A 14,206-nucleotide genomic window follows, 5' to 3' on the forward strand; every position below is an offset into this window, starting at 1 on the left:
CGGACCCCGGAGCAGGAGGAAAATCGGCTACCAGAAAATGCCGGTGGCGGCTGTGGCCTTAGTGTCGGGCAAACGGCGTCGGGGTTTCCCCATGTTTGCGGGATCCGGCCGGCGTGTTGCGCCGAACCGCCGGCACTTGGCGGCGTCGCGCCGTTGAAGGTGGGGAATCTCCGCGGCGGTCCCCGGAGAGTTCAACGGCACGCGAGCCTAGCGGCGCCGGATGTCCAGCGTCCGTACCCTCGCCCCGTGGCCCTCCGCGAACAGCGCCATTCCGGTGCTGGATTCCGCCGGGAAGACGAGGTCCGTGAGGACGGCCAGGCCGTCTTGGGCGAAGACCTCCACCGAGCAGGCGTCCAGGTGCACCTGAAGGCGCAGCCGCCCGGCGTCGAGAGGCACGTGAGCGTCTTCTACCGACGCGAAGTCCTCGTGGAATTCCACGGCGCCGGACTCCCGACGGTCCAGGGACAGCCTGGACGTGGCGGTGTCGTAGGCCAGTACGGTCCGCTCGGCGCCGCCCGTCCGGAGCAGGAGACCCACTCTGGCGGCGGTTCCGGGCTCAATCTCGACGTCGATGCGCGCGGCGGCTGAAGCGGCGGTCGATACAGCGTCCCCGACGGCGGCGTCCGAATCCGGCGCTAGTAGGTCCACGGTTCCGGGGTGCAGTTCCCGGGAACCCAGGGAGATCCGGTGGACGTCCGGGGCGCCGTCCAGTCCGTCGAAGGGATCGACTGCCGCCTGCCGCAGGACGACACCGCCGGAGGGCAGCCGTGTCAGGGTGACTTCCCGCGCCAGGGACATGGCGCCGCGCCAGCCCTTGGTTGGTGTCTTGCCCGCGTAGTCCCAGTTGTTCATCCAGCCGATCATGATCCGGCGGCCGCCGGGGGCGTCATTGAACGAAACGGCCGCGTAGTAGTCCCGTCCCCGGTCGAGCCAGGCATAGTCCGGCATCCGGCTTCCGTCCGGCTGGAGGCCCTCGGTGACCGTGGTCTCCGAACGGAAGTGCACGCCGTCGAACGTGCCCACAAAGTACTGGGCGCCCGAGCCGCCGGCAATGCCGCCCGGATTGAGGTTGACCACCAGGACCCATTTGGTGTCGGCCGGGTCGCCGTCCACCGCGAGGGGAAAGAGATCGGGGCATTCCCAGTCGCCGCAGGTGGCGTTCGCGGGGCCAAAGCTGCTCAAGTATTCCCAGTCCTTCAGGTTCGCCGACCGGTAGAGGACCACCACACAGTCCGTGGCCTCCACCGCGGCCATCACCCAGTAGCTTCCCGCGGGGCCGTCGTAGCGGAACACCTTGGGGTCGCGGAAGTTGGCGGAAGTGCGGTCCAGGACGGGGTTGCCGACGTACTTGGTCCAGGTCTGCCCCCGGTCCAGGCTGTAGGCCAAAGACTGGGCCTGCCGCCCGCGCAGCGGCGAAGCGTCGGTGTATGCGCTGGTGTAGACCGCCACCAGCGGCGGCTTCCCGGGGGTGCCGAAGCCGCTGGTGTTGTCCGGGTCGAGCACCACGGAGCCCGAGAATATCGCCTCGTTCCCGTCGCAGGAAATGGCGACCGGCTGTTCTTCCCAGTGCAGGAGATCCGCCGATGTCGCGTGACCCCAGGACATGTTCCCCCAGGCGTCTCCGGAGGGGTTGTGCTGGTAGAAGAGGTGGTACGTGCCGTTCAGGTGGATCAGCCCGTTGGGATCGTTGAGCCAGTTCTTGCCGGCGGAGTAGTGCCACTCGGGCCGGAACGGGTCGGAGGATAGCGGCAGGGACGCGGCCGCTTCCGGCACAGCAGAAACAACAGCAGATGGGGGGACATTCATGTGGACCTCTGGGGTTCGGCAGGGCGCGGCTCATCAACGCGCCCGGCATGTGGAACGGGGAACGGTACGGAGAACGGGAGGACGTGCGGGCGGGAACCTTAGCTGGCAGGCCTGGCAGGCAGACCCGGAGCGGCCGCCGCGGGCACGGGCACGCAGCCGCAGGAGGCCCGGAGGACCAGGTCCACGGGGAAGATCCTGTTCCGGGTTGGAGACACGCCGTCGAAGTCGATGAGCGCTTCGACGGCGGCCTCGGCCATGGCCTGGACTGGCTGCACGACCGTGCTCAGCGGCGGCCAGCTGTACTCCGCCTCGGCCGAGCCGTCGAAGGAGAAGACCGCCAGGTCCTCTGGGACCCGCAGGCCGGCCTCGGACACGGCGCGCAGCAGCCCGACCGCTTGGAGGTCGGAGCTGACAAAAACGGCGGTGGGCCGGTCCGGGGAGGCGAGCAGCCGCTGCCCGGCCCGGTAGCCGCCCTGCCGGTCGAAGTCGCAGCGCAGAATGGGCCCTTCCGGGAGTCCGGCTTCCGCGAGGCCCTGCTGCCACCCGACCTCGCGGGCATCCAGATCGTTGCCGGAGTTCATACCCATGACCAGCGCGATGTTGCGGTGGCCGTGGCCCACCAGGTGCTCGACGGCACGCCGGGAGCCTTCAAGCAGCTCCACTCCCACCGAGTTGAAGCCCGGCACCTCGCTGCTGTGGTTGAGCAGCACGGCGGGGATCTCGGAATGCTCGAGTTCGGTCAGGTCTGGTTCGAACAGCACGCTGGAGAGGAAGACCCCGTCCACGCGGCGGCTGGCGAGGTTCCTGACCTGGCGGCGCTCGTTGGCCGCCGATCCGCCCGAGTTGGCCAGCAGCAGGGCGTAGCCGCGCGCCGCCGCGGCTTCCTCCACGGCGCGGGCCAGAGTGGCGAAGAAGGGGTTGGTCGTATCCGGGACCACCATGCCGAGCATCTCGCTGGAGCCCAATTTGAGTGCCCGCGCCGCGGCGTTCGGCCGGTATCCGAGGGCGCTGATGGCCTCGCGCACCTTGGCGGCAGTCACCGGGGAGACCCGCTTGGGTCCGCCGTTAACCACATAGCTTACGACGGCGGTGCTGACGCCGGCCAGCCTGGCCACGTCTTTGCGGGTGATCGTGGGCCTGGCGGAAGCTGGCGAGTGTGGCACAGTGACCATGCTACCGCCGGGCTTCCCCGGCAATGCCTTCCCCGTCAGACGCCTCTCCAACAGGTCCGTGCGTGGGCAGCCGGGCCGGGGCGTCGCCGTGGTCCGGCACGGGCAGCCGCTCCCCGCCGCGGAGGGCGGACTCGTGCGCCACTATCCCCGGGAGGGTGTAGCGGGCTGCCTCCCAGGCGTTGACAGGCGGGAGCGTCCCGGTATCGACGGCGGTGGCGAAGTCGTCCACCAGGAAGTGGTGGCTGCCCTCGTGCCCGTTGTGCAGCCCGCGGAATTCGGCGGGCAGCCGGCCGGCGTCGTGCACGGCGGCCATTCCGGAGGTGAAGGCGTCCCGCAGGGCGGGTGCGACGCCGGCCAGCGCCGGATCGTCGGCGTCGAGCGTGGCGTGTGTGGCCAGTTCCGCACTGACGTCGGTCACGGATTCCTTGTCCTGCCACACGCTGACTAGGGCCAGCTGCTCGAAGCTGGCGTCGGTGCCGAAGTAGCGGAAGCGGCTTTCGCGCAGGTGGGAGGGGTAGCCGACGCGGCGCATCTCGTTGATGCGCATGGACCCGCCGGTGGAGAGTTCGAACAGTGCGGTCGCGTTGGAGAAATCGTTGCCGAACATGCTGACGTCTTTGTCGAAGACGCCGTCGCCGCGCTCGTCGGGGACGCCAATGCAGCTGACGCTGACGGCGTGGCCGCCGATCGCGCCCAGCACCCCGCCGGTGGAGTGGGTGGGGTACAACATGGGCGGGTAGCTGGCGGTGCGCTTCCAGTCCTCCCCGCCGCTGTACTGGTAGGCCTCATAGAAGCCCAGATCCATGTCGTGCACGTAGTCGCCCTCGGCATAGAAAATGCCGCCGAACGCGCCCTCGGCCCGGCGCTTGCGGGCGTACACCGTGGCGGGGTTGTAGTAGCTTGTCTCTCCCATCATGTAGGTTAGGCCCGTCTCGCGGACGGCTTCGATGATCCGGGCGATCTCGTCCTCGCTGACAGCCATCGGCACGGCCGAATAGACGTGCTTGCCGGCGCGGAGCGCCTGCAGGACCAGCGGCCCGTGCGTCCAGCGCTGGGTGAAGATCGCCACGGCGTCCAGGCCGCTGTCGAGCATGGCCTCGAAACTGGGATAAGTGCCCGCGAGGCCGAGCCGCTCCCGGAGGGCCGCGGCCCGTTCCGGCAGGACGTCGGTGACGTGGACTTCTGAAATTGCGGGGTGGGCGTCGAAGAGTTTGGCGAAGGCACCTGCGAACTGCCCGGCGCCGACGATGCCTAGTGAGAACGTCATGCACGCAAGTTTCACATCAGTTTCTACTCGAGTCAATACCTGATGATGAGCGGAAAGTTTCACCCCGGAAACATGAAAGAAACTGTTGCGCATTCAAAAGTTACTCGTGTAGATTCAAGCCTCAGTTGTAATCCACCTCACAGCGGAGGAACCTCAAATGACCACCACAACTGCCCGCGGAGCCGCCCCGGCCCGCAAGGCGACCGGCACGGGAACAGGCGATGCCGCCCCCCGCCGCCGGCGTCGACCCCGGAGCGACCTGAGGGTCGCCCTTCTCTTCATCGCCCCGGCCATGCTCGGCTTCGTGGTGTTCTACCTTGTGCCGAGCATCCGGGGCCTCTACCTGAGCTTCACCGAATACAACATCCTCGGAACGCCGAAGTGGATCGGCGGCGCCAACTACGCCGCAATCGCCAAGGACCCGCTGTTCTGGAACGCGCTGGGCGTCACCACCCAGTACGTCCTGATCAACATCGTCCTGCAGACCGTCCTGGCCCTGGGCCTGGCCCTCCTGATGCACCGGGTCGCCAAGTCGACCTTTATCCGCGGCAGCCTGCTGCTGCCCTACCTGATGGCGAACGTCATCGCCGCCCTCCTGTGGTTCTGGCTGCTGGACTACCAGATCGGCATCGTGAACAACGTCATCGACGCCATCGGCCTGCCCCGCATCGCCTTCTTCGGCAGCGAGGAATGGGCCATCCCCACCCAAGCCCTGATCAACACCTGGCGGCACATGGGCTACACGGCCCTGCTGATCTTTGCCGGTCTCCAGGCCATCCCCCAGCACCTGTATGAGGTCGCCAACCTGGACGGCGCTTCGCCCTTCCAGACCTTCTGGAAAATCACCATGCCGCTGCTCCGGCCCGTCGTCGTGCTGGTCCTGGTCGTCACCGTCATCGGCTCGTTCCAGGTGTTCGACACCGTCGCCGTCACCACCCAGGGCGGCCCGATCAACGCCAGCCGCGTCCTGCAGTACTACATCTACCAGCGGGCGTTCACGGAGTCTGACTTCGGTTACGGCTCGGCCCTCGCTGTCATCCTCTTCGTCATCCTCGCCCTGGTCGCCTTCATCCAGATGAAGTTCCTCAAGGGCAACGAGTCGGACCTGGACTAAGGAGTCCCAGCATGACTACTGCCACGTCAGCCATCCCCGCCCGGCGCCGCCGCCGCTTCAACTGGCGCCGCGCCGGAGCCTGGACCCTTGTGGTCCTTGCCGTCGCCGTCTCGGTACTGCCCTTCTACTGGGTCCTGCGCACGTCGCTGTCCTCCAACAGCGCACTGGCCAGCAACGCGTCCAACCTGCTGCCGGCCGACTTCAACCTCGGCGCGTACAAGCGGGTCTTCGGCCTCCAGACCGCCCAGGAAGCCATGGCGGAGGGAGGCTCCGGAGCCAAGATCGACTTCTGGATCTACCTGCGCAACACCGTCCTCTTCGCCGGGATCACCACCGCCGGCGCCGTCTTCTTCAGCGCCATGGCCGCCTACGCCTTCTCCCGCCTGCGCTGGCGGGGCCGGAACGCCGTGTTCAGCCTCTTCCTGGCCACCATGATGGTCCCGCCGATCTTCACCGCACTGCCCAACTTCCTGCTGATCAAGAACCTCGGCCTGCTGAACACGATGCTCGGCATGGTGCTGCCCTACCTCTTCATGACCCCGTTCGCGATCTTCTTCCTGCGGCAGTTCTTCCTGAACATGTCCCGTGAAGTGGAGGAGGCCGCCATGCTCGACGGCGCCAAGCACCTGCGCATCTTCTTCCAGATTGTGCTGCCCAACGCCGCCGCCCCGATCGCCACCCTGGCGCTGCTGACCTTCATCGGGCAGTGGAACGAGTACTTCTGGCCGCTGCTGGTCGGAAACCAGGAAAACGTCCGCGTTCTCACGGTCGGCCTGGGCGTCTTCAAATCCCAGTCACCGCAGGGTGCGCCGGACTGGTCCGGTCTCATGGCCGCGACCCTCATCTCTGCCCTGCCTGTCCTGCTGCTCTTCATCGCCTTCGGCAAGAAGATCGTCAACTCCATCGGATTCTCCGGAATCAAGTAACCCGCCCCAACCTGTGCTGGACGTTCCACCCGCACCCGCATCCCAAAAGCCCGTCCCTAAAGCGCCTTCCCGAAAATACCGTCCCGAAAGGACCCCCATGAACAAGAAAGCAGTCGGCGCCCTCGCCGCCGCGGCCGCCGCTGTCCTCGCCCTCTCCGCCTGCGGAAGCGGCGGAGAGGCCTCAGGTGCCTCCGGCGATCAAGCCAAGGGCGAGATCAGCTACTGGCTCTGGGACTCCAACCAGCTCCCGGCCTACCAGCAGTGCGCCGATGACTTCCACACGGCCAACCCGGACATCACCGTCAAGATCACCCAGCGCGGCTGGGACGACTACTGGAGCACCCTGACCAACGGCTTTGTCGCCGGCACCGCCCCGGACGTCTTCACCGACCACCTGGCCAAGTACCCCGAATTCGCCAAGACCGGCCAGCTGCTGGCCCTGGACGACGCCGTCGCGAACGATCACGTCGACCTCACCCAGTACAACAAGGGTCTCGCCGATCTCTGGGTCGGCGAGGACGGCAAGCGCTACGGCCTGCCCAAGGACTGGGACACGATCTCGCTTTTCTACAACAAAAAGCTCGCCGCCGGCGCCGGAATCAGCGATGAACAGATGAAAACCCTGACCTGGAACCCGCAGGACGGGGGCACCTATGAAAAGGCGATCGCGCACCTGACCGTGGACAAGAACGGCAAGCGCGGAGACGAGCCCGGCTTCGACAAGACGAAGGTTGAGGTCTACGGCCTCGGCCTGAACAGCTCCGGCTCCGGCCAGGGCCAGACCGAGTGGAGCTACCTTACCGGCACCACCGGGTGGACCCACACGGACAAGAACCCGTGGGGCACCCACTTCAACTACGACGACCCCAAGTTCCAGGAATCCATCGCCTGGTTCGCCGGGCTGGCGGAGAAGGGCTACATGCCCAAACTGGAAACCACCGTCGGTGCGAGCATGGCGGACACCTTCGCCGCCGGGAAGTCTGTCATCAACGCCCACGGGTCGTGGATGATCGGCCAGTACACCGGCTACAAGGGCGTCGACGTCGGAATCGCCCCGACCCCCACCGGCCCCGACGGCAAGCGGTCCTCCATGTTCAACGGCCTGGCCGACTCCGTGTGGGCCGGCACGAAGAAGCCCGCTGCCGCCGTGAAGTTCGCCGAGTACCTGGGCTCCGCCGCCTGCCAGGACGTCGTAGCCTCCAAGGCCGTGGTGTTCCCCGCGATCAAGTCCTCCTCGGACAAGGCAGAAGCCGCCTTCAAGGCCAAGGGCGTGGACGTGACGCCCTTCACCCAGCAGGTCAAGGAGAGCACCACCTTCCTGTTCCCGATCGCCGACAAGGCGGCCAAGGTGGACGGCATCATGAAGCCGGCCATGGACGCCGTGGTCTCCGGGAAGCAGCCAGCCAGTTCCCTCTCGCAGGCCAACGACCAGGTCAACTCGCTGTTCAACAAGTAGGCAGTTCAACAAGTAAGCCGTTCAACAAGTAAGCCGTTCAACAAGTGAGCCTCTGAAGCCACAGCCGCCCGCCACGGCGGCGCCCGGTGCGCGGGGTCCCTGTCCGGGATCCCGCGCACCAGCACCTGACTTCCGCACTACTGAAAGCGAATCCCATGCACCCCGTGCACCTGCGTTCTGCCGGCACCAGCCTCCTGCTGGCCTTCGACTCCGGCGAGGCCGAGATCGTCCACTGGGGTGCCGACCTCGGGGAGCACCTCCCCGATCTGGCGATCCTCCGCGGGCCCGTCCCCCACTCCGCCCTCGACATCACCGTCACCGCCGGACTGCTGCCGCAGGCCTCCTCCGGCTGGGCCGGTCGGCCCGGCCTCCGCGGGTACCGGAGCGCCGACGGGGTCCCCGGCCGGGACTTCTCGCCGGCCCTGCGGGTGGTTTCAACCGACGTGCGCGACGGCGGCCGCGGCGTCCTCATCATTCAGCGGGATTCCGACGCCGGACTGGAGGTCAGCACCGAGCTCACCCTGCACCCCGGCGGCCTCCTGGAGCTGGCGCACACCCTGAGCAACAGCGGCACGGCCGCCTACCAGCTCGAGGAACTCGCCGCAGTACTGCCGGTACCGCGGAATGCCACGGAACTGCTTGACCTCACCGGGCGCTGGTGCCGGGAAAACCACCCGCAGCGGCACGCCGTCCAGCAGGGCACCTGGGTCCGCACCGGCCGGCACGGCCGCACCGGCCACGATTCCTCACTCCTGGTCGCCGCCGGCACCGCCGGCTTCTCCAACCGGCGAGGCCAGGTCTGGGCCACACACTTCGGCTGGAGCGGCAACCACGAGCAGTACCTCGACAGCCTCGCCGACGGCCGGCGGATGCTCGGCGCCGCGGAACTGCTCGGCTCCGGCGAAGTGCTGCTTCACCCCGGCGCCAGCTACCGGACGCCGTCGCTCTTCGCCGCCTACTCCGGCCACGGCCTGGACGGCATCACCGAGGCCTTCTACGACTGGTTCCGCGCCCGGGCCCAACACGTGGACACCACGTCCGGGCGGCTCCGCCCCGTGGTCCTCAACACCTGGGAGGCGGTGTACTTCGACCACCGCCTCGAACCCCTGCTGGAACTCGCCGACTCCGCCGCCGGGCTCGGCGTGGAACGCTTCGTCCTCGACGACGGCTGGTTCCGCGGCCGCCGCGACGACCACGCAGGACTGGGCGACTGGTACGTCGACGAGGGTCTGTGGCCCAAGGGCCTGACCCCGCTGATCGACGCCGTGACCGCCCACGGCATGGAGTTTGGACTCTGGGTGGAGCCAGAGATGGTCAACCTGGACTCCGACGTCGCCCGCGAACACCCGGACTGGATCGTGGGCCCGTCGGCGCTTTCCCACAAGGACGGCGGCCGCCTCCCGCAGCCCTGGCGCCACCAGCATGTCCTGGACCTCGCCAATCCGGAGGCCTGGCAGTACATCTACGGCCGCCTCGACGCCCTCCTGCGCGAGAACGACATCGCCTACCTCAAATGGGACCAGAACCGCGACCTCACCGAGCACGGGAGCGGCGGACGCCCGTCCGTCCATGAGCAGACGCTGGCTGCCTACCGCCTCTTCGACGCGCTCAAGGCAGCACATCCGGACGTGGAGATCGAGAGCTGCTCCTCCGGCGGGGCACGCGTGGACCTCGGCATCCTGCAGCGCACCGACCGCGTGTGGGCATCGGACTGCAACGACGCCCTGGAGCGCCAGACTATCCAGCGGTGGACCCAGGCGGTCCTCCCGCCGGAACTAGTCGGAGCGCATATCGGCCCCACCACCTCGCACACCACGGCACGCACCCACGACATCTCGTTCCGCGCCATCACGGCCCTCTTTGGCCACTTCGGCATGGAGTGGGACATCCGCGCGGCCACGGATGACGAGCGGGCCACGCTGCGCCGCGCGATTGCGCTCTACAAGCGCCACCGGGCACTGATCCACTCCGGCAAGCGCGTGAACGCGGACACCGGCGAGCCCACCCTGAGCGTCCACGGTGTGGTCGCGCACGACGCCGGCGAGGCCCTGTTCGCGGCCGTGTCGCTGGCGTCCGCCCCGGCAGAGGTCCCCGGGCAGGCCTCACTGCCGGGCCTTGATCCGAAGCGGACCTATCGTGTCCGGGCCGAACTGCCCACCCCCCTTGACGGCGACTACGCGCACACCTTCACGCAGATCAGCCCGCCCGCATGGCTGGAAGACGGGGCCGTTGCCTCCGGCGCCTTCCTCCAGCACGTCGGCCTGCCCCTGCCGGTCCTGAATCCGGAGCATGCCCTGCTCCTGCACGTCCAGGCCGTCTGAGCACCGGCGGGCTGCCGGCCGAGGGGCACGGCGGTTGCAGTCAGCCCCGCGCCTCACTCACCGGGAGCCCGCCGGCGCAACGACGCTACGGCCCAGACGGACATCAACAGCGCCACCAGCAGCAGCCCGGCGTCGCCCAGGTCCACCGACCCGAGCCAGCTGGTCAGCGGGTCCCCGAGTCCGAAGGCCTCATGAACGGCCCCGCCCAGGGTGATCACCGCGATGAAGAGGGCTGACACCGCTGAAATGCCCGTGATGACGGCATTGAAGCCGAGTTTGCGGCGCGGGTCCGTCAGGGCCGAGCGGTACATCCGCATCATGGCCACGCCGTTGACGGTGTCGCACAGCGTCATGGCTGCCGCAAACGCCAGCGGGAGCGCCAGTAGGGCGAAAGGGGACACGCCGGCCAGCGAGGCCGCCGTCGCCATGACCAGCAGCCCGATCGTGGTGGCGGTATCGAACCCCAGCCCGAAGAGGAAGCCGATCACGTAGATGTTCCGGGGATGCCGGACCCGGGCCAGCGGACGGGCGAGCAGCCGTGCCACGAAGCCCTTCGCAGCCAGGTCCTCAGGCGAGATCGGTGCACCATTCCGGGCGCCGCGGTAAACCTTGAGCGTCCGGAGGAACGCCGAGCCGTTGAAGGCACCCATCGCCAGCAGGAACAGCCCCGACACCCCGCTGCCGATCAGCCCCAGCAGCAGGTTCCCGGGGCTCCCCTCGGCCATGAAGCTCCCCACCAGGGATGCACCGGCCACCACGAGCACCCCGGCGAGGACCACCACGGAGCTGTGGCCCAGGCTGAACGCAAAGCCCACGCTGACCGGATCGCGGTGTTCGGCCGCGAACTTCCGGGTGGAGTTATCGATCGCCGCGAGGTGGTCCCAGTCGTAGCTGTGCTTCACCCCGGCCAGGTAGGCCGTCAGGACCAGCCCGATCCCCAGCGGCTGACCGCCTCCGGCGGCTCCTGCCACCAGGAGCACGACGGCGGCTGCGTGAAGTGCGGCCACCGCACCGAAGGTCACCAGCAGCCGGGTCCTCACCGGCAGGCTCGCCCGGTCCCGGTAAAGCCGATGCAACGCCGTCATCTGCGCGGTCGTGGCCATCAGTACTTCCTCAGGTCCAGGGGATCCTGCCCGTACCAGCGTTTCCGCAACAAGGAAGTGGCGGCTCCCGTCACGCGCCGCAGTTCCTCCGTGCTGTTGGAGAGCGACCTCAGCACCAGCCCGGCCGTTCCCAGCACCGTGGCCGTGAGCGAAATGCCGGTGTGGGCCCCGTAACCCGCAGTGATCTCGTACAGCTCGTCGGCAAGGGCCTGGTCCACCCGCGGATCCACCACGATCAGCGATCCCAGATGGCTGAAGCCCTCCATGAACGCCATACCGGTGACATCCTTCAGGGTCGGCCGGATGAGCACGTTGTCCAGGACCATCACACGGCTCTCGCCCCCACCAGAATCCCCGGATTCAACCCGGATCTCCGTCCGCAGCCGCAGCTCCTCGTACCGGAACGAGGCCCCGTCCGGCGACCACCCGGGAGTGACGATTTCGGCCATGATGAGGCTCGACGACGGCCGTACCGTCACGTGCGTGTTCTGCCGGTAGCTGGCCTCCCGGTAGGCAATCACCTGGTCCGGGGCGAACTCCAGCCGCGCCCCCTCGCCCAGGCGCAGCCGCATCCGCTGCTCCGCAAAGGACCCCGGAGTCCGGTAGATCTTGGTGGCCGACTGCGTGGCGAGCAGCAGCTTCGCCCCGTCCGCCACCTCCACGTCAATCACGTACAGGTCAGCCCCCAAATACGCCCCGCCGGGATTGACGAGCACATAACAAACCTGCCCGGACCCATCCAAGTAATGCGGCCGCAAAACCCTCAAGGCCCCCCGATGGTACTGATGCGTGGCCACAGAACGTCCTGCACGGTTGGTGACGACGAGTTCGAGCTCTCCCATGTTTTCTTGGGCGCTCTGGCCGGCTCCGGCGGCTTCACCGGATTTGGGGCCGTGCCCGTCCCCAGCCGCTCCCAACTCTCGCAAGCTCGAGTCGGGGCCCTCGCGGCGGTGGGCCCCCCGCGGTGCCCGCCACGCCGCGGCCCCAAAATCCGGCCTCGCCGCCTCAGCTGTTAGGTCGCCAGGACTGACCCCGAGAACGCTCATGGCGCCAGGTCGAGCATCAGGACGTCCCGCCGCACCCAGTCGATGACGCGCTCCAGCCCTTCGTCGGTCTTGAGGTTCGTGAAGCAGAACGGTTTCTCGCCCCGGAATTCCTTGGAGTCCCGTTCCATGACGGAGAGGTCCGCGCCCACGTGGGGTGCGAGGTCGGTCTTGTTGATGATGAAGAGATCGGACTTGATCATGCCCTGGCCGGCCTTGCGCGGGATCTTCTCGCCCTGGGCGACGTCGATGATGTAGATCGAGAAGTCCACGAGTTCCGGGCTGAAGGTGGCGGAGAGGTTGTCGCCGCCGGATTCGACAAAGATCACCTGCAGGTCCGGGTGCCGTTTCTTCAGTTCCTCGATGGCCGCCGTGTTCATGGAGGTGTCCTCGCGGATGGCGGTGTGCGGGCAGCCGCCGGTTTCGACGCCGATGATCCGGTCCAGCGGGAGGATCCCGTTGGCGGCAAGGATCTTGGCGTCCTCGATTGTGTAGATGTCGTTGGTGATGGCCGCCATGGAGATTTCCCCGCTCATGTGACGGGTGAGGCGCTCCACGAGCTGGGTCTTGCCGGCACCCACCGGGCCGCCGATGCCGATTTTGATGGGCTCAGACATATTCTTCTCCAGACATATTTCCTGTATTGGACCAACTTGTACTGCTCGGTCAGCTCAGCTCATGAACATTCGGGCGCGCTGGCGTTCGTGCCGCATCTGCGAAATTTCCAATCCGGGGCTGACGGCCCCGAAGTCGTCAGGCGTGAGGTGGACGGCCCGCTCGGCCGCGGCAGCGACGTCGTCGGCCGCCTTCCGCAGGAGCCGCTGGCCGGCGTTCTGCCCCAGGGGGATCGCCCGGACGGCGTTTTGCGTCAGCGACGTGACCGTGGCGAACAGGTAGGCGGCGAGGGCCTCGGGCAGCGGGACTCCCAGGGAACGGGCAATCACCGCGAACGCCAGCGGCTGGTGGCCGGCGCCCCGGCCCGAAGTCACCCACGCCCGGTATTCCGCCAGTTCAGGGGAAGGAAAGACCTCCGCGCCAATCTCGAGTAGCCGGGTTCCCATCTTGGTGCTGGCCTCGCGCATCTGCCGCGGCAACAGCTGGGCGGTCAACAACGCGTCCAGTTCAGCCAGAGCAACGCCCTCATAGAGGAACCGAATGGCCAATGCGTCCGAATAGGTCAGCTGCTGCCCCACAAACGCAGCCAGCCACACCCCAAACGACTCCTCATCGTGCACCAGCCCGCGCTCCACATACGTCTCAAACCCCAAAGAGTGAGCAAACGCCCCGGTAGGCAACGCAGAATCCGTCAGCTGCTGCAATGCCAACCGGTACCGCGTCATGGCAGCCTCCGAAGGCGCGAAGCTGGGAAGGGGGCCGCGGCGTGGCGGGCACCGCGATGGGCCCACTGCCGCGAGGGCCCCGACTCGAGCTTGCGAGAGTTGGGAGCGGCTGGGGACGGGCACGGCCCCCAATACGGGGTGGCGCACCCAATCGCCACCCGCTTAACTGCGGAACTAGTGCGAATGTTCGGCATGGCGGAAGGGGACGGGCATCACGCGTTCCTGTCGGTCGTAGGGCGCTCCGACGTGTTTGAGATAGTCCTCCACGGTGTGGTCGTACTGGCACACCATTACCTCTGCCCCATAGTCCGAGGACGCATCGAAGAACTGGGCCTGCAGGTGCCGGTTGCCCAGGGAGTGCGCCACCACGCCCATCTCGTGGATGGAGCGCGGGGCGATCACCAGGACGTCGGTGGGCAGCACCGAGACAACGATCATGTTGGTCTCGGCCACGTGCAGGATGTCGCCGTCGCGCAGGTCCCCGGAACCGGAGGGGAGGCGCAGGCCCAACTCTTTGCCGTGGTCGGTGGTGACGCGTTGGATGCGCTTGACCAGTTGGGCGCTGGGCAGGATGACCTTTTCCTGGTGCAGCCCGGCGTACGGGTCCGGCCCGGGAGGAAGGTCGTGTGTGTTGCCGAGGATCTTTTCGATGATCATG

12 protein-coding genes are annotated in these 14,206 nt (G+C 67.5%); 4 read left to right on the plus strand and 8 right to left on the minus strand.

Annotated elements, in window-relative coordinates; genetic code table 11:
* Positions 1–207 precede the first annotated feature (207 nt).
* The 3 genes from ACVWZ7_RS11040 to ACVWZ7_RS11050 form a co-directional block, all read right to left on the minus strand.
* Positions 208–1,806 (minus strand): glycoside hydrolase family 32 protein, encoded by a 1,599-nt coding sequence (locus ACVWZ7_RS11040; RefSeq protein ID WP_456507871.1) that lies wholly within the window; start codon positions 1,804–1,806, stop codon positions 208–210.
* A 98-nt stretch (positions 1,807–1,904) separates the two neighbouring features.
* Positions 1,905–2,978, minus strand: coding sequence for a LacI family DNA-binding transcriptional regulator (locus ACVWZ7_RS11045; RefSeq protein ID WP_456507872.1), 1,074 nt, complete (start codon positions 2,976–2,978; stop codon positions 1,905–1,907).
* A 1-nt stretch (position 2,979) separates the two neighbouring features.
* Positions 2,980–4,245 carry a Gfo/Idh/MocA family protein gene (locus ACVWZ7_RS11050; protein WP_456507873.1) on the minus strand — a complete coding sequence of 422 codons (1,266 nt, stop codon included), beginning with the start codon at positions 4,243–4,245 and terminating at the stop codon, positions 2,980–2,982.
* A gap of 157 nt (positions 4,246–4,402) precedes the next feature.
* Between ACVWZ7_RS11050 and ACVWZ7_RS11055 the strand changes: the two genes are divergently transcribed.
* From ACVWZ7_RS11055 to ACVWZ7_RS11070, 4 genes are all read left to right on the plus strand, one after another.
* Entirely contained in the window at positions 4,403–5,359 is a 957-nt protein-coding gene (locus tag ACVWZ7_RS11055) for a carbohydrate ABC transporter permease (RefSeq protein WP_456507874.1), read from the plus strand.
* 11 nt (positions 5,360–5,370) lie between these two features.
* Positions 5,371–6,285, plus strand: a complete 915-nt coding sequence (locus tag ACVWZ7_RS11060) for a carbohydrate ABC transporter permease (RefSeq protein ID WP_456507875.1) — start codon at positions 5,371–5,373, stop codon at positions 6,283–6,285.
* A 97-nt stretch (positions 6,286–6,382) separates the two neighbouring features.
* Positions 6,383–7,741 (plus strand): ABC transporter substrate-binding protein, encoded by a 1,359-nt coding sequence (locus ACVWZ7_RS11065; protein ID WP_116766370.1) that lies wholly within the window; start codon positions 6,383–6,385, stop codon positions 7,739–7,741.
* A 155-nt stretch (positions 7,742–7,896) separates the two neighbouring features.
* Positions 7,897–10,062: an alpha-galactosidase gene (locus tag ACVWZ7_RS11070; protein WP_344365048.1), complete on the plus strand. Its 2,166-nt coding sequence runs from the start codon at positions 7,897–7,899 to the stop codon at positions 10,060–10,062.
* A 53-nt stretch (positions 10,063–10,115) separates the two neighbouring features.
* Here the strand turns inward: ACVWZ7_RS11070 and ACVWZ7_RS11075 are convergent, their stop codons facing one another.
* The 5 genes from ACVWZ7_RS11075 to ureE form a co-directional block, all read right to left on the minus strand.
* Positions 10,116–11,147: a HoxN/HupN/NixA family nickel/cobalt transporter gene (locus tag ACVWZ7_RS11075; protein ID WP_344365316.1), complete on the minus strand. Its 1,032-nt coding sequence runs from the start codon at positions 11,145–11,147 to the stop codon at positions 10,116–10,118.
* Positions 11,148–11,164: 17 nt separating this feature from the next.
* Positions 11,165–12,007, minus strand: a complete 843-nt coding sequence (locus tag ACVWZ7_RS11080) for an urease accessory protein UreD (protein ID WP_456507876.1) — start codon at positions 12,005–12,007, stop codon at positions 11,165–11,167.
* A 200-nt stretch (positions 12,008–12,207) separates the two neighbouring features.
* Positions 12,208–12,825, minus strand: a complete 618-nt coding sequence (gene ureG / locus ACVWZ7_RS11085; protein ID WP_456507877.1) for an urease accessory protein UreG — start codon at positions 12,823–12,825, stop codon at positions 12,208–12,210.
* A gap of 54 nt (positions 12,826–12,879) precedes the next feature.
* Complete coding sequence (locus ACVWZ7_RS11090; RefSeq protein ID WP_456507878.1) at positions 12,880–13,548, minus strand: urease accessory protein UreF; 669 nt, start codon at positions 13,546–13,548, stop codon at positions 12,880–12,882.
* Positions 13,549–13,722: 174 nt separating this feature from the next.
* Entirely contained in the window at positions 13,723–14,205 is a 483-nt protein-coding gene (gene ureE / locus ACVWZ7_RS11095) for an urease accessory protein UreE (protein WP_344365040.1), read from the minus strand.
* Position 14,206: the final 1 nt, after the last annotated feature.

The sequence above is a fragment of the Arthrobacter sp. TE12232 genome (assembly GCF_054062615.1).

Bases quoted from the DNA above. Each gene is read 5' to 3' on its own strand.
- ACVWZ7_RS11075 (WP_344365316.1), bottom strand. From the start codon at position 11,147: ATGACGGCGTTGCATCGGCTTTACCGGGACCGGGCGAGCCTGCCGGTG.
- ACVWZ7_RS11065 (WP_116766370.1), top strand. From the start codon at position 6,383: ATGAACAAGAAAGCAGTCGGCGCCCTCGCCGCCGCGGCCGCCGCTGTC.
- ACVWZ7_RS11055 (WP_456507874.1), top strand. From the start codon at position 4,403: ATGACCACCACAACTGCCCGCGGAGCCGCCCCGGCCCGCAAGGCGACC.
- ACVWZ7_RS11060 (WP_456507875.1), top strand. From the start codon at position 5,371: ATGACTACTGCCACGTCAGCCATCCCCGCCCGGCGCCGCCGCCGCTTC.
- ACVWZ7_RS11045 (WP_456507872.1), bottom strand. From the start codon at position 2,978: ATGGTCACTGTGCCACACTCGCCAGCTTCCGCCAGGCCCACGATCACC.
- ureE (WP_344365040.1), bottom strand. From the start codon at position 14,205: ATGATCATCGAAAAGATCCTCGGCAACACACACGACCTTCCTCCCGGG.
- ureG (WP_456507877.1), bottom strand. From the start codon at position 12,825: ATGTCTGAGCCCATCAAAATCGGCATCGGCGGCCCGGTGGGTGCCGGC.
- ACVWZ7_RS11070 (WP_344365048.1), top strand. From the start codon at position 7,897: ATGCACCCCGTGCACCTGCGTTCTGCCGGCACCAGCCTCCTGCTGGCC.
- ACVWZ7_RS11080 (WP_456507876.1), bottom strand. From the start codon at position 12,007: ATGGGAGAGCTCGAACTCGTCGTCACCAACCGTGCAGGACGTTCTGTG.
- ACVWZ7_RS11090 (WP_456507878.1), bottom strand. From the start codon at position 13,548: ATGACGCGGTACCGGTTGGCATTGCAGCAGCTGACGGATTCTGCGTTG.
- ACVWZ7_RS11040 (WP_456507871.1), bottom strand. From the start codon at position 1,806: ATGAATGTCCCCCCATCTGCTGTTGTTTCTGCTGTGCCGGAAGCGGCC.
- ACVWZ7_RS11050 (WP_456507873.1), bottom strand. From the start codon at position 4,245: ATGACGTTCTCACTAGGCATCGTCGGCGCCGGGCAGTTCGCAGGTGCC.